Below are 22607 nucleotides of genomic sequence, written 5' to 3'. Positions count from 1 at the left end.
GACGCGGCACCTGCCGGATGCGTCACGGCCGCGCGTCCGGAATCAGCAGCGACGCATCGCCGTAGGAGAAGAAACGATATCCCGAAGCGATGGCATGGGCATAGGCCCTGCGCATCCGTTCAGCCCCCATCAGCGCCGAGACGAGCATGAGGAGCGTGGATTTCGGCAGGTGGAAGTTGGTCACCAGCGCATCGGTCACCCGGAAGGTGAAGCCAGGGTAGATGAAGATGTCGGTCGGGCCGCGCCAGGGCTCGACCCGGCCCGACCGCGCCGCCGTCTCGATCAGCCTGAGCGCGGTGGTGCCGACCGGGATGACCCGACCGCCCGCGGCCTTCGTCGCGTTGATCTCTGCCGCCGCCGCCTCGGTCACCTCGCCCCATTCGGCGTGCATCTTGTGGGTCGTGACGTCCTCCACCTTCACCGGCAGGAAGGTGCCCGCGCCCACGTGCAGCGTGACATGGGTAAAGGCAACACCGCGCGCCGCCAGCGCCTGAAGCAGCGGTTCGTCGAAGTGGAGCGAGGCGGTCGGCGCCGCGACGGCGCCCTTTCGCCGCGCCCAGACGGTCTGGTAATCGGTCTTGTCGCGGGCATCGGGCGCGCGCATCTGGGCGATGTAGGGCGGCAGCGGCATGTCGCCCGCCTCTGCCAGGGCTTCGTCGAAATCCTCGCCCGCAAGGTTGAAGGACAGTTCCGCCTGCCCCTCCGCGATCCGCTCCACCCGCGCCGTCAGCCGGTCGGAGAATCGGATGTCCTCGCCCGCCCGAACCTTGCGCAGCGGCTTGAGAAGGGCCGCCCAGCGGCCTTCCGGGCGGGGTTCCAGCAGCGTCGCCTCGATCCGCGCGGTGGCCGGCCCCTGCCCCGTGGCACGGGTGCGCGTGCCGCTCAGCCGGGCGGGGATCACCCGGGTGTCGTTCAGCACCAGCCGGTCGCCGGGGCGCAAGATCTGCGCCAGGTCGCCGACGACCCGATCCGCGATGCGGTCGCCCTCGACCACCAGCAGGCGCGCGGCACTTCGCGGACTGACGGGGCGCGTGGCGATCAGCCCCTCGGGCAGGTCGAAGTCGAAGTCGGTCAGTTTCATTCGTCGATCCCCGGCGGGGCGGAACGGAAGATCTCGCGGAACATTCCGGGCGTCAGGATCGAGAGCGGATTGACCCGGATGCGCGGGGTCGCGGCCGGCCCTTGCATGGTGTAGTTGAAGCCGAAGAGCCCCTCGCCCTTCTTCGACACGATGCGCCCGATCCCGTTGAGAAGGTAGACGGGCGAGATCGTGCCTTGCAGATCCAGTTCCTTGACGTCGGACCGGTAGAGGCCCGCGACCGAGATGCCCATCGAGGCGCCGGTCGCCGCGCCGTCGCGAATCTCGACCGCGTCCGGCGTCATGCGGAAACGGCCCGAGGCGCGGTTGAAGAGGATGCCCGGCCCGTTCAGCTGGTCGATCAGACCGACGACAGAGATCGCGTCGAGAAGGCCCGCCAGCGCGGGCGCATCGACGACGCGGATGGTGCGCATCTCGACCGTGCCCGAATAGTGGCCCCTTTCGCCCTCGGGCTGGAGGACGAGGTCCAGCGTGCCGCCGCGCGCGCGGGTGAAGACGCCCGCCGCGCGCATCGTGGCGCCCGCGTCGTCGGACTGCACGCGGAAACCCGACCGCCCGCCCATCGGCACCATCGCGCCCGTCACCGGCGCCTCGCCGTTCACCAGCCCGGTGAAGCGGCCCGAAAGCCCGCCCTCGTCGGTGAAATCGCCGCGGAACCGCGTCAGGCGGATGCCCTCGCTGACGCGCACCCGGTCGAGCGCGACCGAGATCGGACCCGACCGGGCCGACGCCTGCCCCCCCGCCCCGAGCGTGACGCCGGTCAGGTCCGCCGAACCCGAGGTGATCGCGAGGGCGGGCGGCTGTCCCGCGCCGCGCCCGCGCAGTTCGACCGCCCCCTCGAACCAGCCGCCGAGCGACACCTCGGGAAAGGACGCCGACTCGAACCGGCCATCCGGCGCCATCGTGACCGCGCCCGAGAGTGACAGGCCCGCCGCCTCAAGCTCCAGCGACTCGACCGTCGCCGGCCGGTCGAGCACGCCCGAGACGTCGAGCCGCCCCTGCGCCCCGGCCGGCTTCGACCAGCCCAGCGACGGGATCGCCATCGCCAGCCCCGCCAGCCCCGAGGTCAGCCGGTAGCGCGTGGGCTCGCCCCGGACGAGGTCCAGCGCGATTTCCCCCAGCCCCTGCCCGCTTACGGAGCCTTCGGGCAGGTTCAGGCCGAAGGCCGACAGGAACGTGCGCGACAGTTCGACCGAGCCCGTGACGCTGCTTTTCCCGCGCGCCTCGGGGGCCGCGTCCTGCCGCCAGGCCACGTCGAAGCCCGCGCCCGACAGTCTTCCCGCCCCCCGGATGCTCACCCCGGTCTTGTCGGCGATGACCGCAAGCCGGTCGGCCGTCAGGTCGTGGCCCGGCACGATCGTGCCGGAGCGGACTTCGGAAAGCTGCGCGGTCGCGCGATAGTCGACGTCGGCAATGGTCAGGCCCTTGCGGAAGGGCAGTACCAGCCGGGTTTCCGCGCGCGCGCGCCCCTCTGCCAGGTCGATGCCACGCCCGGCCTTGCGCATCACCTCGAGCGGCGGCTGGTCCAGAAGTGACAGCGCCGCGGTGATCGTGCTTTCGGTCTTCAGGTCGAACCGGCCGATCGCCGGCTTGACGCGGATGTCGTCCACGCGCATCGCCGACCCGGCGACCGAGACCGGCCCGCCCTCCGCCGCGGCGACCGTCCCGCGGCTGGCGCTGAGCGTGAAGGTGAAGTTCTCCAGAAGCGCGTGCCCCGCCCCGCCGGTGATCGGCGGCATCGACTTCAGGAACCGCACCGCGGCATCGCGAAACTCGAAGCCCAGCGAAAAGACAGGCGCCGCGCCGGGCCGCAACCGAAGCGCCCCGCGGGCATTGAACGCCTCCCCCCCGAGCAGGTTTTCCTGCAGCCATTCCCGCGTCTTGGCGGCCAACTTGACAGGCCAGAGCTCCACCACGCGCCGCGCGGCGATGCGCTCCATCTCTCCGTCAAGCGCGACATTCCAGCCCGCGTCCGCCGCCTCGGCAAGGCCCCGCACCGTCACGCGCCGCCCCTCGTCGAACAAGGTGAGCTGCCCGAGCGAGACGCGGAAGGGGTCAAGCGTCAGCTTGAAATCCATCAGCCCGTCCGCGAAGGCAAGCGGCGTCGCAAAGAGCCCCTCCGGGTTGCCCGACAGGTGGCCGAGGCGCAACTGCACCGCCATCGCCTCGGGGAACCCGCTCTCCATCCCCTGAAGCCGCGCGCGCGCGTCACCCGAGGCGCTGAGCGACGGGCTTTCGAGGACGATCTCGGAGAAATCGAGCTGTTCGAGCGCGGGCGCATAGGCCATCGCCACCCGCGCCCGGTCGAAGGGCAAGGGCGCCACGTCCGGGCGCGGCTTCAGCGCGCCGGCGCCGATGTCAAGCTCGGCCTGCATCACCTGCACGTCGCCGTTGCGGTCGATCCCCGTGCGCAGCGCCCCCGAGATCGGCGCCTCGAGCGCGCCGAGCCAGGAGAGCGCCGGCGACTGCGCCGCGAGGTCCTGCGCCGGCACGCCGGAGATGCGGGCGATGATCCCGGCCTCCGAATTCGACTTCTCGGTCGAGAACGACAGTTCCACCTGCGCAGGGTCCCCGCCCGCCCCGGCGACGGAAAAGACCACGTCATAGGCCAGCCGCGCCGTGTGCTGGGTCAGCGACATGCGCCCGTCGCTGACCGTCCAGGACTGCCGCGTGCGGTCGTCCTCGAACCGGATCGCAAGGCCGCTCACCTCGATCCGCTCGATCGCGCGCAGGACCGGCAGCGCGAAGGCGCGGTCGATCTCGTCGAGGATCTGCCCGGGGCTGAGCGCGGTGCCGGCGACAACCCCGGTTTCGGGCAGCGCGATGTCGAAGCTGCCGTCGGCGGTGCGCCGGAGCGCGACGCGCGCGCCCTGCAGGCGCAGGCTGCGCGGCTGCACGATCCCGTCGAGAAGCGGGCGCGGCCAGAAGCTTGCGCCGACGCTGTCCAGCATCGCCAGCCGCCGCCCGGAGGGCGAAAACAGCTCCACGTCCTTGACGCGGATGCGGGGCGCGAATCCCGCCTCGACCACCGCCTCGACCGACCCCAGTTGCACCGTCGCCCGGCCGGCAAGCCCGGCGTTGGCGCGCGCCTCGATCGCCTCGGCCACCCAGTGCGGCGCCGAGATCGCCCGCCCCGACAGGCCGAGCGCGAGGACGACCGCGCCGAAGACAAGCGTCGTCAGCACCGCGAAGATGAGCGCGCGCACCGGCCAGCGCAGGTGCCGTCTGACAGGTTTTGCCTTGACCTCGTTCATCGTCGCCTTGTGGTCGCTTGCCCCGCCCCCCTTTAACTTCGAGGGACAGCGATTAAAACATATAGCGACACAGACCGGCAAAGGATTGCGGAAATGCTCAACCCCGGCGATATCGCCCCCGGATTTTCCCTGCCCCGCGACGGCGGCGGCACCGTCGCGCTCGCCGATCACGCGGGCCGGCCCGTCGTGATCTACTTCTACCCGAAGGACGATACCCCTGGCTGCACGACCGAGGCGCTGGACTTCACCCGCCTCGCCGCGGATTTCGCCGCCGCCGGCGCGACCGTGATCGGCATCTCGAAAGACAGCGTGGCCGCGCATGACAAGTTCTGCCGCAAGCACGGGCTGGGCATCACTCTGGCCTCCGACGCCGAGGGCGACACCTGCGAACGCTACGGCGTCTGGGGCGAGAGAAGCATGTACGGGCGCACCTACATGGGCATCGAGCGCGCGACCTTCCTGATCGGCGCGGACGGGCGCATCGCGCGCGTCTGGCCGAAGGTCAAGGTCGCGGGCCACGCCGAAGAGGTGCTGGCCGCCGTCCGCGCGCTCTGACGCATTACTCCGCCTTGCCACAGGCGCGGCGCTCTGCCATCCCGGCGACGATGGGAACCCGGAGGGGGCAATGACGAAAAGCCTGGCCGAGCGCGCCGACGAGGTGCTCAGAACCGCGGACGGGCGCGCCAAGACGGCGCTGTCGCATGCCCACGCCGCCGACTGGGTCGCGGCGCGCAAGGCGGGCACGCCGCTGCCGGTCGGCCGCGCGACGCCGCCCGACCGGCCCGCGCGCCCGGCGCGGCCCGAGCTTCTTCCCCCCCGCGACGTGCCGCGCCGCCGCCCCGGCACGGCGCAGGGGCGCGTCGCGCTTCTGCATACGTTGGCGCATATCGAGTTGAACGCGGTCGACCTGCACTGGGACATCGTCGCCCGCTTCACCGATGTGACCATGCCGATGGGGTTCTATGACGACTGGGTCAAGGCTGCGGACGAGGAATCCAAGCATTTCAACCTTCTGTGCGACTGCCTTGAGGCGATGGGAAGCCATTACGGCGCGCTGCCCGCGCATGTCGGGATGTGGCGCGCGGCCGAGGATACGGCGGACGACCTGATGGGGCGTCTGGCGGTGGTGCCGATGGTGCTCGAGGCGCGCGGGCTCGACGTGACGCCCGGCATGATCGAAATCTTCCGCAAGGCGGGCGACGCGCAGGCCACCACCGCGCTGGAAACCATCTACGCCGAGGAGGTGGGCCATGTCGCCTATGGGGCGAAGTGGTTCAACTTCCTCTGCGGGCGCGCGAACCTTGATCCCAAGGACAGCTTCCACACCCTTGTCCGGCGCTATTTTCACGGCGCGCTGAAGCCGCCCTTCAACGAGGAAAAGCGCGCCGAGGCGGGGCTGCCGCCCGACTTCTACTGGCCCCTGGCCGAGGACTATCCCCCCGCCTTCCGCCCGGACGCGCAACCGGGCACCCCCTGACCGATCGGCGCCTTCCTGCCAAGTGCCGCGCCGGCGGGCGCAAAACTGTTGCCCCACCGCCTTCGTCCCGCTAATCCGGCAGATGTTGCGGCCACCCCGGGGGGGGCCGGAACCCGCGAAAATGCTGCTGAACGGGGACCATCTGCTTGCCGGCACGACTTTCACATCGCGTTCACGCGTTTCTTGAGCGCCGCCTACCGGAACAGCGCCTGTTCCTGAAATCCGACACTGCCACGCGTTTCGTCCGCCTCAGGCCCTCGACCCAGGCCGCCGTCATTCTCGGCACCGGTCTCATCGTAGCCTGGACGATCGTCGCCACCGCCATCGTGGTGATGGACCAGATCGGCGCCGGCGGCAGCCAGGAACGGATGCAGCGCGAACAGGCGATGTACGAGATGCGCCTTGACGACATGTCGCGCGAGCGTGACCTGCGCGCCGCCGAGGCCGCGGCCGCGCAGGAACGCTTTGCCCTGGCACTGCAACAGGTTTCCGAGATGCAGGCGGCCCTCCTGACCTCCGAGGAACGCCGCAAGGAGCTTGAAACCGGGATCGGCGTGATCCAGGCGACGCTGAAGCACACGATGCGGGAACGCGATGCGGCCCGGGCCGAGGCGCTGGAACTTGCCGACGCGGGCGAGGGCCAGGCCGCGGCAGAGGGCCCGGCGGTCGAGGATGTGACCGGCACGCTCGAATTCCTGACCGACGCGCTGGACCGCACCGCGGGCGAACGCGACCTGATGGCGCAGGCCGCCGACGGCGCGCAGGAGGAAACCCGCGAAGTCGCCTACGAGATGCGGCTTCTGGAAGAACGCCACAACGAGATCTTCGCCCGTCTCGAAGACGCCGTGACGGTATCGATGGAGCCGCTCGACCGGATGTTCACCGAAGCCGGCATGAACCCCGACGACCTGATCGACACCATCCGCCAGGGCTATTCCGGCCAGGGTGGACCGTTGGGTCCGCTGCTGCCGCCCCTGCCCGCCGACGAGGCCGACGCGGGCGCGATCGCCGACCACGCCCGCGCATCGGCGATCCTTGACGGGCTCGACCGGATGAACATGTACCGGATCGCGGCAGAGCGCCTGCCCTTCGCGATGCCGCTGAAGACCTCGTTCCGCTACACTTCGCCCTTCGGGCGCCGCTGGGGCCGCGCGCACGAGGGCGTTGACCTGGCCGGGGCGCACGGAAGCCCGATCTACGCCACCGCCGACGGTGTGGTGACCCATGCCGGCCCCGAAAGCGGTTATGGCCAGCTTGTCACCATCCGCCATGAATTCGGTCTGGAAACCCGCTACGGCCACCTCTCGGGCATCGACGTGAAGGTGGGCCAAAAAGTCTCGCGCGGGGACAAGATCGGTGCTATGGGGAATACCGGTCGCTCGACCGGGACGCATCTGCACTATGAAGTGCGCGTGAACGGGTCGGCGAAGAACCCGATGACATACATCAAGGCTGGAAAGAATGTTTTCTAAAAGCAGAATCAACGAGCCGGTCGCGAAATCCAGCCCCGAGGCTCAGACGACGCGCACCTCCGAACCCGCCCCGGCGACGAAACCCGCCTATGAGTTCGCGACCGCGGCCCCCAAGGCGAAGCCGCCGGCAAGCATCCTGTCGGCCGATCTGACCGTGGTCGGCAACCTCCGGACCACGGGCGACATCCAGGTGGAAGGCACCGTGGAGGGCGACATCCGCGCGCATCTGCTGACCGTGGGCGAAAGCGCCACCATCAAGGGCGAGATCGTGGCCGACGACATCGTCGTGAACGGCCGCGTCGTCGGCCGCGTGCGCGGGCTGAAGGTGCGGCTCACCGCCACCGCGCGGGTCGAGGGCGACATTATCCACAAAACCATCGCGATCGAGAGCGGCGCGCATTTCGAAGGCTCGGTCCAGCGCCAGGATGACCCGATCTCGGCCGGGTCCGGCGCGGCGAAATCCGCCCCCATCGCAGCGAAGTGATCCGATCCCGACCGGAAGACCCGACGGGGCGCCAGCAGGCGCCCCTTTTTGTTTCTCACCCCGTCTCGACCAGGCGGCGGTACATGTGCCAACTGGCGTGGCCAAGCACCGGCAGGACGATGAAGAGGCCAAGGAACATCGGCAGCATCCCGACGAAAAGCGCGACGGTGATGACGCCACCCCAGGCCAGCATGACCGGCAGGTTGGCAAGCGTGGCCTGAACCGAATGGATCATGGCGCTGACGAAATCGACCTCGCGCTCCAGCAGGAGCGGCAAGCCGACGACCGAGATGGCGAAGAGGACCGCCGAGAAGCCCGCCCCCACCGCGGTGCCGATCAGGAGCATCAGGGGGCCGCTCCCCTCGAGGAAGATCTGCGCCAGCGTCATCGACCCGCTGAAGGCCCGGAGCCCCAGGAACAGCGCGAAAAGCGCGTGGGCGACGAAGACCCAGAACAGGAAGAAGACGATGATGACGGCGGCGAGCGCGGGGATCTGCCGGTCCTTCTGGGCGAAGACCACCCCCAGCACCGCGCGCCAGCCGGGCCTCTCCCCCGCCTCGATCCGCCGGCTGACCTCGTAAAGGCCGACCGCGGCGAAGGGGCCGATCAGGGGAAAGCCCACCGCGAGCGGCGCGATCCACCACTCCTGACCGGCGGCGGAGTAGATGCGCAAGAGGACCATCCCGCCCGCCACGTAGACGGCGCTGAAGAACAGGCCGAAGAGCGGCGCCCGCAGGAAGTCCCCAAGCCCGGCGACGAGCGCCGCGCGGATGTCGCCGAAGCCTGCGGTGCGAATCTCCGGTAACGGGTCGGGCCCCGACGCTGCGTCCGACATCATGCCTCCTCCCTGATGCATGGGTGGAAGCTAAGGCACCGGTACGCCCGATGACAAGCGCCGGATGCGGGGGCCCTGCGATCAGCCCTCGGCCTGCGCCTCGGCCCGGCTCTTGCCGGCCACGTCCATGGCCAGCGTCGCCGCCATGAAGCCGTCGAGGTCGCCGTCGAGCACGCCCTGCGTGTCCGAGGTCTCGTAGCCCGTGCGCAGGTCCTTCACCATCTGGTAGGGCTGCAGGACATAGGAGCGGATCTGGTTGCCCCAGCCCGCATCGCCCTTTGCCGCGTGCTGGGCGTTGATCTCGGCGTTGCGCTTGTCAAGCTCCAGCTGGTAGAGCCGCGCCTTCAGCGCCGCCATGGCGTTCGCGCGGTTCTGGTGCTGCGACTTCTCGGAACTGGTCACGACGATATTGGTCGGCAGGTGGGTGATGCGAACCGCCGAGTCGGTGGTGTTGACGTGCTGGCCGCCCGCACCCGACGACCGGTAGGTGTCGATCCGGATCTCGTTGTCGGGGATCACGATCTCGATGTTGTCGTCGACGACCGGATAGACCCAGACCGAGGAAAACGAGGTGTGCCGCCGCGCCGCGGAGTCGTAGGGCGAGATGCGAACCAACCGGTGAACGCCGGATTCCGATTTGAGCCAGCCATAGGCGTTCGGCCCGCTGATCTTGTAGGCGGCAGAGCGGATGCCCGCCTCCTCGCCCGGCGTCTCGGCCTGCAACTCGACCTTGTAGCCCTTCTTCTCGGCCCAGCGAACATACATCCGGGCGAGCATCGACGCCCAGTCGCAGCTTTCGGTGCCGCCCGCGCCGGCGTTGATTTCAAGGAATGTGTCGTTCCCGTCCGCCTCGCCGTCAAGCAGCGCCTCAAGCTCCTTGGCGGCGGCGAATTCCTTCAGCGCGCGCAGCGCGGCCTCGGCCTCGGCCACGATCTCGGTATCGCCCTCGGCCTCGCCCAGTTCGATCAGGTCGACGTTGTCGGTCAGGTCGCGGTCGATGCGGCGGTAGGTCTCCACCTGATCCATCAGGGTCTGGCGGTCGCGCATCAGCTTTTGCGCGCGGGCCGGATCGGACCACAGGTCGCCGTCCTCGATCATGGCGTTGAACTCTTCGAGCCGGTGCGGCGCGGTTTCCCAGTCCATCCGCTGGCCCAGAAGCCTCAGCGTCTTCCGGATCGCCTCGACCGTGTTCTGCGTTTCGGCGCGCATCTGGCCGTTCCTTCCATCCAATCCCGCCGCGCCTGATACCCGAGCCGGGACGCCCGGGCAAGGGCGGCCCGGCGCCGGCGGCGCCGCCCGTCCTGTCAGTAAAGCCCGCCCGAATTCAGCGTTCCGAAATCGGCCTTGTCCGGGATGACCACGGTTTCGCCGGTCGATGTCGTGACCGCAGTCCCGGTTTCCTCCTCTGTCTCGCCACGCGCGAAGAGGGGCAGGTTCTGGGTCACGCCGAAGCCGCCGTCGACCAGCGCACCCAGGCCGAAGATCGGAATCACGCCATCGCGGAAATATTCCGCCTGGACGAAGTCGCCGCTGACGCCGGGCGGAAGCTGTTCGCCGGTGTAGCGGTCGATGTTGATGAAATGCCCGCCCGGCGGCACCTTGAACTGCGATCCGCCAAAGCTGTCCACCGCCTTCTTCATGAAGCTGTTGAAGACCGGCACGCAAAGCGTTCCGCCGAAGGCGCCGGGGCCAAGCGTGCGCGGCTGGTCGTAGCCCATGTAGCAGCCCGCCACGATGTTCGAGGTGAAGCCGATGAACCAGACGTCCTTGGCGTCGTTCGTGGTCCCGGTCTTGCCCGCGACCGGCACCGGCAGCCGCACGCCCGAACCTGAGCCGCGGGTCACGACGCCCTGCAGCATCGAGGTCAGCTGATAGGCGGTGATCGCGTCCATCACCCGCTCGCGGTCCGACCGGATGCCGGGCGCGCGCCCCGCGGGCAGGCTTTCGTTGCCGCAGTCGACGCAGGTCCGCTGGTCGTGGCGATAGACGGTGCGGCCCCAGCGGTCCTGCACCCGGTCGACCAGCGTGGGTTCCACCCGCTCGCCGCCGTTGGCGAACATGGCATAGGCCGCGACCATCTTGTAAAGCGTGGTTTCCTGCGCGCCGAGCGCGTTGGCGAGGAACGGCTGCAGGTGGTCGTAGACGCCGAAGCGTTCGGCGTAGCCCGCGACCGTCTCCATCCCGATTTCCTGCGCCACGCGCACCGTCATCAGGTTACGCGACTGCTCGATCCCGGTGCGGAGCGGGGTGAGGCCGTAATACTTGTTCGACGCGTTCTTGGGCCGCCACAGGCCCTGCGGCGTGTCGACCTCGATCGGGGCATCGACGACGATCGTTGCCGGGGTAAAGCCGCTGTCGAGCGCCGCGGCATAGACGAAGGGCTTGAAGGACGAGCCCGGCTGCCGCATCGCCTGCGTCGCACGGTTGAAGACCGAGGACTGGTAGGAAAAGCCGCCCTGCATGGCGATCACGCGGCCGGTGTTCACGTCCATCGCCATGAAGCCGCCCTGCACTTCCGGCACCTGCCGGAGCGACCAGCGATCGAAGCTGCCGTCCTCCTTCACGATGGCCTTGACCATCACCACGTCGCCCGCAGCCACCAGATCGCCCGCGGCCTTCGCCTTCGGGCCGAGCGTGCCGTCGGCCTGCCGCTTGCGCGCCCAGGTGACATCCTCGGCGGGGATGAAATGGCCGTCCTCGTCATCCTCGACCCCCTCGATGCCGATCCGCGCCGAGGTCTCCCCGACCGTCAGCACCACGGCCGGGTGCCAGCCGGGGATGTCGCGCGGGACGTCGACCTCGGCCAGCGCCGCGCGCCATGTCGAGGCATCGGCCAGTTGTTCCGGCGCCAGCGCCCGCGCCGTGCCCCGCCAGACCCCCTGCTTGCGGTCGAAGGATTCGAGCGCCTCCTGCAGTGCGGCGGCGGCTTCCTTCTGCATCTCCGGGTTGACGGTCGCCCGGATCGCGAGGCCGCCGGAAAAGAACTCCTCCTCGCCGAAGCTTCTGGACAGCTGGCGGCGGATCTCGTCGGTGAAGTAGTCGCGCGGCGGCAGCGCCTCGCGGAAGGCGGGGAAATCGCCGTTCTGGACCGAGCGCAGCGGCTGCTCCTTCTCGGCGAGATAGGTCGCCTCGTCGAAATAGCCGTTCTGCCACATCTCGCGCAGGACGTAGTTGCGCCGCTCCAGCAGCCGCTCGCGGTTGCGCACGGGGTGGAAGTTCGACGGCTCCTTCGGCATCGCGGCCAGCGTCGCGGCCTCGTGCGGGGCCAGTTCGCTCAGCGGCTTGTTGAAATAGGTCTGGGCGGCGGCGGCCACGCCATAGCTGTTCTGGCCGAGGAATATCTCGTTGAGGTAAAGTTCCAGGATCTTGTCGCGCGACAGGCTTTCGACCAGCCGGGTGGACAGGATCAGCTCCTTGATCTTGCGCTCCACCGTCTTGTCGCCGGAGAGGAGGAAGTTCTTGGCCACCTGCTGCGGGATGGTCGAGGCGCCGCGCAGGTTCTTGCCGCGCGATTTCACCGCCTCCCAGAGGGCGGCGGCGATGCCGCGGGTGTCGAAGCCCTGATGGGTGTAGAAGTTCTTGTCCTCGGCCGAGATGAAGGCCCATTTCACCAGGTCCGGCACTTCCTCGATCGACACGAAGATGCGCCGCTCCTCGGCGAATTCGTCGATGATGCGCCCCTCGGCCGAATAGATGCGGCTGATGGTCTTGGGGCTGTACTGGGTCAGCTGTTCATGGTTGGGCAGGTCCTGGCCATAGTACCAGAACACGCCGCCCAGAGTCAGGGCGGCGAAGAACAGGCCGGTGATGAGCCAGCTGAACAATCCACCGAAGATGGAAAACAGGAAACGGATCACGCGAAGGTCCTCGAACGGGCGTTCCGTTCTATACAGCCTCGGGCCGCCGGGGTCAAAGCCGCTTGGCCCCGGCAGGCCATGGCGGCGGCGCTGCGGCGGGTCATTGCCGGACCAGCCGCGCCTCGGCGGCGTCCTCGTCCGCCCAGAGGGCAAGCCCCGCCCGGATCGCCTCGGCCATCGCCGCGCGCCAGACCGGATCGACCAGCCGTTCCCGGTCGCGGGGCGAGGACATGAAGCCCAGTTCCACCAGCACGGACGGGATGTCGGGCGCCTTCAGCACCGAGAACGCCGCCTCCTGGATCGGGTGGCGGTGCAGCTGCAGGCCGGCCCGCGCGATCTCGTCCGCAAGCCGCCGGGCCAGCCGGTCGATGCGCGGCGCGGTCTCGGTCCGCGCCATCGCCATCAGCACGCCCGCCACCGCGTCGTCCTGACGCGACAGGTCGACACCGGACAGAAGGTCGGCGCGGTCATGGCGTTCGGACAGGCGCATCGCCGCGTCATCGGCCGCGCCCTCGGCCAGCTTGTAGATCGTGGCCCCCGTCGCCTCCCCCTCCTCGAGCGCGTCGGCATGGAGCGACAGCAGCACATCCGCCCCCGCCCCGCGCGCGATCGAGATGCGCGCCTCGAGCGGAACGAAGCTGTCGTCGGCACGGGTCAGTTCGACGATCATGCCGTCGCGGCGCAGCACCTCGGCCAGTTCCTGCGCGAAGGCGAGCGTCAGATGCGCCTCGCGCAGGGTCTCCGCCTCGGCGCCGGGGTCGATCCCGCCGTGGCCGGGATCGAGCACGACAACCAGCGGGCGGGTGCCGTCCTGGCGCAGCTTCGGCGCCGCCACCGGCGCGGGGCGCAGCGCCGGAAAGTCGGGGTCGGGCGGCTCGCCCGCGCTGGCGGCCAGGTCTGCCGCCGTCGAGGGCGCAAGGCGGATCGCGATGCGCGCGCGCGCGCCTTCCCTTGGCTCCGACGCGGCGGCGACGCGATAGGGCCCGTCCAGCTCCGCGACAAGGCGGGACCAGCCGGGGCGCACGGACCCGAAGCCAAGGGCCGTGACGCGCGCGCTGCGGTCCAGCGCCGCCGCCGTCACTGCCCCGAAATCGACCTCGCGGAAGTCGACGACAAGGCGCGGCGGCCCGTCGAGAAGGAAGACGCGGTAGGGCACCGGCTGGTCGATGGCGATGTCGACGGCGATGCCTGCCTCGGTGTCGGCGATGACCGAGGCAGCGGGATCAAGCCGGGCCAGCGCCGACAACTCCCCCGCCAGCGCCAGCCGGGGCAGAAGCAACGCCACCAAGAGAAGTGTCCGGAAGATCCGCCGCATCCTGCCCGCCTGCCCCGTCCGATCATAGCGCAGGCCGAGGCCCGCGCAAACTCAGCCCCGGCGCCTCATGAACTCGTGAAGCCGGGCCAGCCCCTCGCGGATGTCGGCGGTGGAGCGGGCGTAGGAAAAGCGCAGCGTGCGCGCGCCCCGCACCGGGTCGAAGTCGAGCCCCGGCGTCACCGCGACCCCGGCCTTGTCGAGGATCTCGGCGGCGAGCGCCCGGCTGTCGCCGGTCAGGTCCGACACGTCGGCATAGATGTAGAAGGCGCCATCGGGCGGCGCGATGCGGGTGATGCCCGCCCGCGGCAATCCTTCAAGCATCAGCCGGCGGTTCTCGGCATAGACCGCGCGGTGGCCTTCCAGTTCCGCCCCGCAGTCGAGCGCGGCAAGCGCCGCGACCTGGCTCGCGTGAGGCGCGCAGATGAACATGTTCTGCGCCAGCCGTTCGACTAGGCGGACGTGATCGGGCGGCACCACCATCCAGCCCACCCGCCAGCCGGTCATCGAGAAATACTTGGAGAACGAGTTGATCACGTAGACCTCGTCGCTGATCTCCAGCGCCGAGACGGCGCGGCCCTCGTAGTGCAGGCCGTGGTAGATCTCGTCGGAGACGAAGGCCACGCCGCGCGCCTCTGCCGCCGCGATCAGGCCGCCAAGCGCCGCCCGCGACAGCATCGTGCCCGAAGGGTTGGCAGGCGAGGCGACGATCAGGCCCGCCACGTCCGCCGGGATATCCTCGGGCCGCGGCTGGTAGCGGTCTTCGGCCCGTGTCGGGATGCCCGCGGGCACCAGCGACAGCGCCTTCAGGATCTGCCGGTAGGAGGGGTAGCCGGGTTCCCCCAGCGCCACCCGTTCGCCCGCGTCGAAGAGCGCGGTGAAGGCCAGCAGGAACGCGGCCGAGGAACCGGAGGTGACGATCACCCGCGCAGGGTCCAGATCGACGCCGTACCAGTCGCGGTAAAGCCGCGCGATCCGCGCCCTGAGCGCGGGCAGCCCCAGCGCCACGGAATACCCCAGCGCATCGACCTCCATCGCTTCGGCCAAAGCCCTCCGCGCGCCCGCCGGTGCCGGCGTGGAGGGTTGGCCGATCTCCATGTGGATGATGTGCCGCCCGGCGGCTTCCGCCGCGCGCGCCGCCTCCAGCACGTCCATCACAATGAAGGGATCGACCGATCCGCGTCTTGAAGCCCGCATGCGACTGTCCCTATTCTGGCGCGCAAATCCCGCCCGTACATTCCAGCCCGGGCAGGCAAGGTCAATGCCCCGGGCGGCGTCCGGCGCCACAACCCCTTGCGCCGGGCGGGCCTGTGCCCCATGTGGCGGATCAACCGGCCGGATGGCCCGACGACAGGAAGACGAATGAAACGCTTTGCCCTTGCCCTCGCGCTTTTTGCGGCCCACCCCGCCCATGCCTTCGACATCTCGGCCATGTCGGAGGCAGAGCGCGCGGCCTTCGGTGCCGAGGTGCGCAGCTACCTGCTGGCCAACCCGGAGGTGCTGGTCGAGGTCATCAACGAGTTGGAGCAGCGCAACGCGGCCGCCCAGGCCCAGGGCGATCAGGCGCTGGTCGCGGCCAATGCCGACGACCTGCACGACGACGGCTGGAGCTTTGTCGGCGGCAACCCGGACGGCGACATCACCGTTGTCGAATTCCTCGACTACCGCTGCGGCTACTGCCGCAAGGCGCATGGCGCGGTGGCCGAACTTCTCGCAAGCGACGGCAACATCCGCTTTGTCGTGAAGGAATTCCCCATCCTGGGCGAGGAATCGCTCATGGCCTCGCGCTTTGCCATCGCGGCGCGCATGGTGGCGGGCGACGAGGCCTACGGCAAGATCGGCGCGGGCTTCTACGAAAGCTTCCGCGGCGCGGTGACCGATGCGACGCTGCGCGGTTTCGCGACCGACCTCGGGCTTGACGCCGACGCGATCATGGCGCGGATGGACGACCCGGAAATCACGCAGATCATCGAGAACAACCACCTTCTGGCGCAGCGCCTCCAGATCGCGGGAACGCCGTCGTTCGTGATCGGCGACCAGCTTTTGCGCGGCTACGCGCCCGTCGACGCGCTCAAGGCCATCGTCGCCGAAGAGCGGGGCTGAGGCCGCGCCCATCCCCCGGCGGACCTGTCCGCCGGCCGGATGATCTGGATCATGGCGGGCGAACCGGTGCATCCTAGGGTCCGCACACCCCTGAAGGAGCCGCCCATGCCGCCACCGCTTGACGGAATCGTCGTTCTCGACCTGACCCATGTGCTGGCCGGCCCCTTCGCCGCCACCCAGCTGGCCGACTTCGGCGCGCTGGTCATCAAGGTCGAGCGCCCCGGAACCGGCGACGACACCCGCGCCTTCCCGCCCTTCAAGGACGGCGAAAGCGCCTATTTCGCGGCCCTGAACCATGGCAAGCGGTCGATCGCGCTGGACCTGAAGGCGCCCGCCGACCGCGCGATCTTCGAACGGCTGCTGGCGCGCGCCGACATCCTGCTGGAAAACTTCCGCCCCGGCGCGATGGAGGGGCTGGGCTATGGCTGGGCCGACCTCTCGGCCCGCTTTCCCCGCCTGATCTACGGCGCCGTGTCGGGATTCGGCCATACCGGGCCCGAGGCCGGCAAGCCCGCCTACGACATGGTCGTGCAGGCGCGCGGCGGCGTCATGTCGATCACCGGAGAGGAAGGCGGCCCACCGGTCCGGGTCGGTGCCTCGATCGGTGACGTGGTGGCGGGCATGTACATGGTCCAGGGGCTGCTTGCCGCCCTTTACGCCCGCGACCACAGCGGGCGCGGGGCGAAAATCGACGTCTCCATGCTGGACGCGCAGATCGCGATCCAGGAACACAGCCTCGCCATCACCACCGCCACCGGCACACCCCCCGGCCCCACCGGCGCGCGCCATCCGACCATCACCCCCTTTTCCACCTTCCGCGCCTCCGACGGGTTCTTCGTCATCGCCGCGGGCAACGATGCGATCTTTGCCCGGCTCTGCACCGCGCTCGGCCAGCCGGAACTTGCCCGCGACCCGCGCTTTGCAACCAATGCCGCGCGCTGCGAGCATGTCCACATCCTCAAGCGCCTGATCGAGTCCGAAACGCTGGCCCGCCCCCGCGCCCACTGGATCGCCACGCTCGAGGCACACGGCGTGCCGACGGGCCGGGTGCAGACCATGGCCGAGGCGCTGGCCGATCCGCAGGTTCTGGCCCGCAACATGGTGCTGCCGATCGCGGCCCCGCCGGGCCGGCCCGCCTTCGTCGCCGCCGGCAATCCGGTGAAGATGACCGGGCTTGACGAGCCTTCCGAACGCGCGCCGGCGCCGCTTCTGGATGGCGACCGGGCCTGGGTTCTCGACTGGCTGGCGGGGCGCGAATCGCACCAGCCTGACGCGCCCTGACACTGACCTGCCGCGAACGGACCTTGCCGCGCCCGCGTCCTCGCCTATGGTGGCCGCGCGCGAAAGGAATTCCCGGAGTAGTCCCATGACCGACGAGCCGCTCGTCATCTTCACCCCGTCCGGCAAGCGGGGGCGTTTCCCCGTCGGAACACCCGTCCTGACTGCGGCGCGGCAACTGGGCGTCGACCTCGATTCCGTCTGCGGCGGGCGCGGCATCTGCTCCAAGTGCCAGATCACGCCGGGCTACGGCGAGTTTCCCAAGCACGGCGTCACGGTGAGCGAGGGTGCGCTTTCCGAATGGAACGAGGTCGAGGCCCGCTATGACCGCATCCGCGGGCTGAAGGAGGGCCGGCGCCTTGGCTGCCAGGCCAAGGTCATGGGCGACGTGGTGATCGACGTGCCGGCGGAAAGCCAGGTCCACCGCCAGGTCATCCGCAAGTCCGCGACGAGCCGCGACATCACCATGGACCCGGCCACCCATGCCTATTACGTCGAGGTTGCGGAACCCGACATGCATGAGCCCTCGGGCGATTTCCAGCGCCTGGCCGACGCGCTGCGCGACCAGTGGCAGATCGAGGGGCTGGAGGCCGACCCCGCCCTTCTCACCCGCCTGCAACCGATCCTGCGCAAGGGCGAGTGGAAAGTGACCGTCGCCATCCACCGCGACCACCGCGGCAAGCCGCGGATCATCGACCTCTGGCCCGGCTTCTGGGAAGGGCGGCTTTACGGCCTTGCCATCGACCTCGGGTCGACCACCATCGCCGCCCATCTGGTGGACCTGCGCAATGGCAACGTGCTGGCCTCTTCCGGCCTGATGAACCCGCAGATCCGCTTTGGCGAGGATCTGATGAGCCGGGTCAGCTACGCGATGATGAACCCCGGCGGCGACCGCGAAATGACCGCGGCCGTGCGCCAGGCGCTGAACGGTCTCGCGCAGGCCATCGCCACCGAGGCGCAGATCGACCCGCGCCAGATCGTCGAGGCGGTGTTCGTCTGCAACCCGGTGATGCACCACCTCCTGCTCGGCATCGACCCGGTGGAGCTTGGTCAGGCGCCCTTCGCGCTCGCCACCTCCGAAAGCCTGTCGCTGCCTGCCCGCGACCTGGAGCTTGGGGCGATCCACGACCACGCGCGCGTCTACATCCTGCCCTGCATCGCGGGCCATGTCGGCGCCGACTGCGCCGCCGTCGCACTGTCGGAGGAACCCGACAAGTCCGAGGACATGGTGCTGATCGTCGATGTCGGCACCAACGCCGAAATCCTCTGCGGCAACAAGGACCGAGTGCTGGCCTGTTCCTCGCCGACCGGCCCCGCCTTCGAGGGGGCGCAGATCTCGGCCGGCCAGCGCGCCGCGCCGGGCGCCATCGAGCGGGTGGAGATCGACCCGGTAACCAAGGAACCGCGCTTCCGCGTCATCGGCTCGGACCTCTGGTCCGACGATCCCTCCTTTGCCGCCGCCACTGCGGCAACAGGCATCACCGGCATCTGCGGGTCGGGCATCATCGAGGTGGTGGCCGAGATGCGCATGGCGGGGCTTCTGGACGCGGGCGGCCTGATCGGATCGGCCGAACAGACCGGCACGCCGCGCTCGGTCCCCACCGGGCGCACCAACGCCTATGTCCTTCACGACGGCACCGCCGAGGGCGGGCCGCTGATCACGGTGACGCAGGGCGACATCCGCGCGATCCAGCTGGCGAAGTCCGCGCTTTACGCCGGCGCGCGGCTTCTGATGGACGAACTCGGGATCGACAAGGTCGACCGCGTGGTGCTGGCGGGGGCCTTCGGCGCCCATATCAGCCCCAAGCACGCGATGGTGCTGGGCATGATCCCGGACGTGCCGCTCGACAAGGTGCTGTCGGCGGGCAACGCCGCCGGAACAGGCGCGCGCATCGCGCTTTGCAACATCGGCGCGCGGGCCGCCATCGAGGCCGAGGTCAAGCGCATCCACAAGGTCGAGACCGCGATCGAGCCGCGATTCCAGGAACATTTCGTCGCCGCGAACGCGATCCCGCACGCGGTCGATACCTTCCCGGAACTGTCGAAGATCGTCACCCTGCCCGATGTCAGCTTCAACACCGGCGGCTCCGGCGGCGGGGCGGATGGCGGGCGCAGGCGCCGGCGGGGCTGAGCGCCCCCCCCCGCCGCCCGTCAGGCGCTTGCGCGCTCCTCCAGCGTCAGCCATTCCTCCTCGGCGGCGGCCAGCGCCGCCTGCCGCTCTGCCAGCCCTTCCGAGGCACGCCGGAACTTGTCCGGGGCCTTCCGGAACAGCTCCGGGTCAGACAGGAAATCAGTCAGCTTGCCGATCTCGGCCTCCAGCTTCTCGATCACGGCCGGAAGGGCATCGAGGCGGTGTCTTTCTGTGAATGTAAGGCCTTGTGGCGCTTTCTTCACCTTCTCTTCCGGCGCCGCGACAGGCTTTGCCACCGGCTTCGGCGCGGCGCGTTCGGGCGCATCCCCGCCCCGCTGGGCCTGATAGTCGCTCCACCCGCCGGCATAGACCGTGGCGCGCCCGTCCCCCTCCATCGCCACGGTCGTCGTCGCCACCCGGTCGATGAAATCGCGATCGTGGCTGACCAGAAGCACGGTACCGTCATACTCACCCAGCACGTCCTGCAACAGGTCGAGCGTTTCCACGTCAAGGTCGTTCGTCGGTTCGTCGAGCACGAGCACGTTCGACGGCTTCGCCATGATCCGCGCGAGCAGAAGCCGCGCGCGTTCGCCGCCCGACAGCGACCCGATCGGCGCGCGGGCCTGAGCCTCGTCGAAGAGGAAATCCTTCAGATAGGCGACGACGTGCCTGGGCGTTCCGCGCACCATCACTTGGTCGGCACGCCCGGACACCGCCATGTCGGGATCGTTCACCAGCCCGTCCCAGAGCGTCATCGACAGGTCGAGCGTCGCCCGCGCCTGATCGAAGACCGCGATTTGCAGGTTGGTGCCGTGCCGGATCGTGCCGGCATCGGGCGCGACCTCGCCCGTCAACATCTTCAGAAGCGTGGTCTTGCCCACCCCGTTCGGCCCGACAAAGGCGACCCGGTCGCCGCGCAGCACCGTCAGGTCGAACGGCCGCAGGATCACCTTGTCGCCGAAAGCCTTTGAAATTCCTTTCGCCTCGATGACCAGACGCCCGGAGACCTGCCCGCTTTCCAGCGCCATGTCGGCGGTGCCCTGTCGCCGGATCAGGGCCGCGCGTTCCGCCCGCATGGCCTGGAGCGCGCGCACCCGGCCCTGGTTTCGCTTGCGCCGCGCCGAGATGCCCTCGACCGCCCATTTCGCCTCGGCCTTGATCTTGCGGTCCAGCTTGTGACGGGCGAGGTCCTCCTCAGCCCAGACCGTCTCGCGCCAGTCCTCGAAGCCGTCGAAACCGCGGTCGCTGCGCCGCACCTCGCCCCGGTCGATCCAGAGCGTCGCCTTCGTCAGCGTGCGCAGGAAGGCGCGGTCGTGGCTGATGACGACAAAGGCCGCGCGGGTGTCGCGCAACTGATCCTCGAGCCAGCGGATCGCCTCGATGTCGAGGTGGTTGGTCGGCTCGTCCAGAAGCATCAGGTCCGGCGCCTCGGCCAGAAGCCGGGCCAGTGCCGCGCGCCGCCGTTCCCCGCCCGAGGCGGCCCCGACCGGCGTCGCGGGGTCGAACTTCAGCCCCTCGGCCGCGACCGCGACGCGATAACCCTCGCCCTCCGGCAGGCCGGCGGCGGCGAAATCGCCGAGCGTTGCAAAGGCCGACAGGTCCGGCTCCTGCTCCATATAGCCGACGGAAACGCCGGGCGGGACCGTGCGCACCCCGGCATCGGCTTCCACCAGCCCCGCCATCACCTTCATCAGCGTCGACTTGCCCGAGCCGTTGCGCCCGACAAGGGCGATGCGCTCGCCCGGCTGGACGACGAGATCGACGCCGTCGAAGACGGGATTGCCACCGAAGGTGAGCGAAAGTCCGGAAAGCTGGAGAAGCGGTGCGCGTGCCATGGCTGCGTGGCTAGCGCCGCCCCCGCTGAAGGTCAACGCCCCTTCCGCTCCGCCCTTGCCAGAACGCGGTGCATCGGGCAGGAAGCGTCATGGCAAAGGCTCAGACCAGCTTCACCTGCACCGCCTGCGGCGCGGTCCACCGCAAGTGGGCGGGCCGCTGCGACGCCTGCGGGGCCTGGAACTCCATCGCCGAGGGGGCGCCGCTGTCGACAGGCCCCGGCGCGCGGGCGCTGGGGGGCGCGCGCGGGCGCACGATCGGCCTGACCAGCCTCGCGACCGAGGAAGCGCCGGTGCCCCGCCGGTCAAGCGGGCTGGCCGAGTTCGACCGCGTCCTTGGCGGCGGGCTGGTGCCGGCCTCGGCCATCCTGGTCGGTGGCGACCCCGGCATCGGCAAGTCCACCCTGCTTTTGCAGGTCACCGCAAGTTTCGCCCGCAACGGCCTGAAATGCCTTTACATATCGGGTGAAGAGGCGAGCGCGCAGGTGCGCATGCGGGCGCAGCGCCTGGGCCTGGGCACGGCGCCGGTGATGCTGGGCGCGGAGACCAACCTGCGCGACATCCTGACCACGCTCGACACCGAGCGCCCCGGCCTGGCGATCATCGATTCGATCCAGACCATGTGGCTTGATACCGTGGACAGCGCGCCCGGATCGGTGGCGCAGGTCCGCGCGGCGGCGCATGAACTGGTGACCTTCGCCAAGTCGCGCGGCACCGCGGTCATCCTCGTCGGCCATGTCACCAAAGAGGGCCAGATCGCCGGCCCCCGGGTGGTGGAGCACATGGTCGACACCGTGCTTTACTTCGAGGGTGAGCGCGGCCACCAGTTCCGTATCCTGCGCGCGGTGAAGAACCGCTTCGGCCCGGCCGACGAGATCGGCGTGTTCGAGATGACGGGCGCGGGGCTGGCCGAGGTCGCCAACCCATCGGCGCTGTTCCTGTCCGACCGCGGCCAGCCCGCGCCGGGCTCGGCCGTCTTCGCCGGGATCGAGGGGACACGGCCCGTGCTGACCGAGGTGCAGGCGCTGGTCGCACCCGCGCCCCCGGGCACCCCGCGCCGCACCGTCGTGGGCATCGACGGGGGCCGGCTTTCCACCATCCTCGCCGTGCTCGAGGCGCGCTGCGGCATTCCCTTTGCCGGGCTCGACGTGTTCCTCAACGTCGCCGGCGGCATGCGCGTGTCCGAACCCGCGGCCGACCTTGCCATCGCCGCGGCGCTGCTTTCGGCGCGCGAGGATGTGGCTTTGCCGCCAGACATGGTGATTTTCGGCGAAATCAGCCTGTCCGGGGCGCTCAGACCTGTCGCCCAGACGGAAAACAGGTTGAAAGAGGCGCAAAAACTTGGTTTCTCAACGGCGATAGCCCCGGAAAAGTCAAAATCCGGGGGCAACGATGAGGGGATGAGGGTACGCAAGATGCCCGACCTCGTGACCTTTGTCGGCGAATTGTTCGGCGCGGGTTAGGACAGGAGAA

General features: G+C 69.5%; 16 protein-coding genes. 8 read left to right on the top strand and 8 right to left on the bottom strand.

Annotated elements, in window-relative coordinates; translation table 11 throughout:
* Nucleotides 1–22 precede the first annotated feature (22 nt).
* A complete protein-coding gene (gene queA / locus N5I32_RS03585; protein ID WP_261494020.1) occupies nt 23–1081 on the bottom strand; it encodes a tRNA preQ1(34) S-adenosylmethionine ribosyltransferase-isomerase QueA in 1059 nt (352 codons plus the stop codon).
* Nucleotides 1078–4353, bottom strand: a complete 3276-nt coding sequence (locus N5I32_RS03580; protein WP_261494019.1) for a YhdP family protein — start codon at nt 4351–4353, stop codon at nt 1078–1080. The genes queA and N5I32_RS03580 overlap by 4 nt, the downstream gene beginning before the upstream one ends.
* 93 nt (nt 4354–4446) lie before the next feature.
* Here N5I32_RS03580 and bcp point away from each other — a divergent pair, with 93 nt between their 5' ends.
* The 4 genes from bcp (at nt 4447) to N5I32_RS03560 (ending at nt 7786) form a co-directional block, all read left to right on the top strand.
* Complete coding sequence (bcp, locus tag N5I32_RS03575) at nt 4447–4908, top strand: thioredoxin-dependent thiol peroxidase (protein ID WP_261494018.1); 462 nt, start codon at nt 4447–4449, stop codon at nt 4906–4908.
* A gap of 70 nt (nt 4909–4978) precedes the next feature.
* On the top strand, nt 4979–5830 hold the full coding sequence (locus N5I32_RS03570) for a ferritin-like domain-containing protein (RefSeq protein ID WP_261494017.1): 852 nt from the start codon (nt 4979–4981) through the stop codon (nt 5828–5830).
* Nucleotides 5831–5976: 146 nt separating this feature from the next.
* Nucleotides 5977–7302 carry a M23 family metallopeptidase gene (locus N5I32_RS03565; protein WP_261494016.1) on the top strand — a complete coding sequence of 442 codons (1326 nt, stop codon included), beginning with the start codon at nt 5977–5979 and terminating at the stop codon, nt 7300–7302.
* Nucleotides 7292–7786, top strand: a complete 495-nt coding sequence (locus tag N5I32_RS03560; RefSeq protein ID WP_261494015.1) for a bactofilin family protein — start codon at nt 7292–7294, stop codon at nt 7784–7786. Before N5I32_RS03565 ends, N5I32_RS03560 begins: the two co-directional genes overlap by 11 nt.
* 55 nt (nt 7787–7841) lie before the next feature.
* Here the strand turns inward: N5I32_RS03560 and N5I32_RS03555 are convergent, their stop codons facing one another.
* From N5I32_RS03555 to N5I32_RS03535, 5 genes are all read right to left on the bottom strand, one after another.
* Nucleotides 7842–8621: a DUF2189 domain-containing protein gene (locus tag N5I32_RS03555; RefSeq protein WP_261494014.1), complete on the bottom strand. Its 780-nt coding sequence runs from the start codon at nt 8619–8621 to the stop codon at nt 7842–7844.
* Between the two features lie 81 nt (nt 8622–8702).
* Nucleotides 8703–9830 (bottom strand): peptide chain release factor 2, encoded by a 1128-nt coding sequence (gene prfB / locus N5I32_RS03550; RefSeq protein WP_261494013.1) that lies wholly within the window; start codon nt 9828–9830, stop codon nt 8703–8705.
* A 95-nt stretch (nt 9831–9925) separates the two neighbouring features.
* Nucleotides 9926–12478 carry a penicillin-binding protein 1A gene (locus N5I32_RS03545; protein WP_261494012.1) on the bottom strand — a complete coding sequence of 851 codons (2553 nt, stop codon included), beginning with the start codon at nt 12476–12478 and terminating at the stop codon, nt 9926–9928.
* A 100-nt stretch (nt 12479–12578) separates the two neighbouring features.
* A complete protein-coding gene (locus N5I32_RS03540) occupies nt 12579–13793 on the bottom strand; it encodes an N-acetylmuramoyl-L-alanine amidase (RefSeq protein ID WP_261494011.1) in 1215 nt (404 codons plus the stop codon).
* Between the two features lie 51 nt (nt 13794–13844).
* A complete protein-coding gene (locus N5I32_RS03535; RefSeq protein ID WP_261494010.1) occupies nt 13845–14987 on the bottom strand; it encodes a pyridoxal phosphate-dependent aminotransferase in 1143 nt (380 codons plus the stop codon).
* A 165-nt stretch (nt 14988–15152) separates the two neighbouring features.
* Between N5I32_RS03535 and N5I32_RS03530 the strand changes: the two genes are divergently transcribed.
* The 3 genes from N5I32_RS03530 to N5I32_RS03520 all read left to right on the top strand — a co-directional run bounded on the left by N5I32_RS03530 (nt 15153) and on the right by N5I32_RS03520 (nt 19302).
* The gene (locus N5I32_RS03530) at nt 15153–15893 is read left to right on the top strand and encodes a DsbA family protein (protein WP_261494009.1); all 741 of its coding nucleotides are present in this window, start codon (nt 15153–15155) and stop codon (nt 15891–15893) included.
* 105 nt (nt 15894–15998) lie between these two features.
* On the top strand, nt 15999–17174 hold the full coding sequence (locus N5I32_RS03525) for a CaiB/BaiF CoA transferase family protein (RefSeq protein ID WP_261494008.1): 1176 nt from the start codon (nt 15999–16001) through the stop codon (nt 17172–17174).
* Nucleotides 17175–17259: 85 nt separating this feature from the next.
* A complete protein-coding gene (locus N5I32_RS03520; RefSeq protein WP_261494007.1) occupies nt 17260–19302 on the top strand; it encodes an ASKHA domain-containing protein in 2043 nt (680 codons plus the stop codon).
* A 20-nt stretch (nt 19303–19322) separates the two neighbouring features.
* Here N5I32_RS03520 and N5I32_RS03515 read toward each other — a convergent pair whose 3' ends face one another.
* Entirely contained in the window at nt 19323–21137 is a 1815-nt protein-coding gene (locus tag N5I32_RS03515) for an ABC-F family ATP-binding cassette domain-containing protein (RefSeq protein ID WP_261495915.1), read from the bottom strand.
* Nucleotides 21138–21226: 89 nt separating this feature from the next.
* Between N5I32_RS03515 and radA the strand changes: the two genes are divergently transcribed.
* Nucleotides 21227–22597: a DNA repair protein RadA gene (gene radA / locus N5I32_RS03510; RefSeq protein WP_261494006.1), complete on the top strand. Its 1371-nt coding sequence runs from the start codon at nt 21227–21229 to the stop codon at nt 22595–22597.
* Nucleotides 22598–22607 lie beyond the last annotated feature (10 nt).

The organism is Albidovulum sediminis (genome assembly GCF_025380365.1).
Taxonomy (GTDB): Bacteria; Pseudomonadota; Alphaproteobacteria; order Rhodobacterales; family Rhodobacteraceae; genus Albidovulum; species Albidovulum sediminis.
The sequence above is the reverse complement of the archived record's forward strand: the minus strand, read 5'-3'. Positions and strand labels throughout refer to the sequence as shown.

Bases quoted from the DNA above. Each gene is read 5' to 3' on its own strand.
- N5I32_RS03530 (WP_261494009.1), top strand. From the start codon at position 15,153: ATGAAACGCTTTGCCCTTGCCCTCGCGCTTTTTGCGGCCCACCCCGCC.
- N5I32_RS03580 (WP_261494019.1), bottom strand. From the start codon at position 4,353: ATGAACGAGGTCAAGGCAAAACCTGTCAGACGGCACCTGCGCTGGCCG.
- N5I32_RS03525 (WP_261494008.1), top strand. From the start codon at position 15,999: ATGCCGCCACCGCTTGACGGAATCGTCGTTCTCGACCTGACCCATGTG.
- N5I32_RS03570 (WP_261494017.1), top strand. From the start codon at position 4,979: ATGACGAAAAGCCTGGCCGAGCGCGCCGACGAGGTGCTCAGAACCGCG.
- N5I32_RS03555 (WP_261494014.1), bottom strand. From the start codon at position 8,621: ATGTCGGACGCAGCGTCGGGGCCCGACCCGTTACCGGAGATTCGCACC.
- N5I32_RS03560 (WP_261494015.1), top strand. From the start codon at position 7,292: ATGTTTTCTAAAAGCAGAATCAACGAGCCGGTCGCGAAATCCAGCCCC.
- queA (WP_261494020.1), bottom strand. From the start codon at position 1,081: ATGAAACTGACCGACTTCGACTTCGACCTGCCCGAGGGGCTGATCGCC.
- N5I32_RS03515 (WP_261495915.1), bottom strand. From the start codon at position 21,137: ATGGCACGCGCACCGCTTCTCCAGCTTTCCGGACTTTCGCTCACCTTC.
- N5I32_RS03535 (WP_261494010.1), bottom strand. From the start codon at position 14,987: ATGCGGGCTTCAAGACGCGGATCGGTCGATCCCTTCATTGTGATGGAC.
- N5I32_RS03540 (WP_261494011.1), bottom strand. From the start codon at position 13,793: ATGCGGCGGATCTTCCGGACACTTCTCTTGGTGGCGTTGCTTCTGCCC.
- prfB (WP_261494013.1), bottom strand. From the start codon at position 9,830: ATGCGCGCCGAAACGCAGAACACGGTCGAGGCGATCCGGAAGACGCTG.
- bcp (WP_261494018.1), top strand. From the start codon at position 4,447: ATGCTCAACCCCGGCGATATCGCCCCCGGATTTTCCCTGCCCCGCGAC.
- N5I32_RS03520 (WP_261494007.1), top strand. From the start codon at position 17,260: ATGACCGACGAGCCGCTCGTCATCTTCACCCCGTCCGGCAAGCGGGGG.
- radA (WP_261494006.1), top strand. From the start codon at position 21,227: ATGGCAAAGGCTCAGACCAGCTTCACCTGCACCGCCTGCGGCGCGGTC.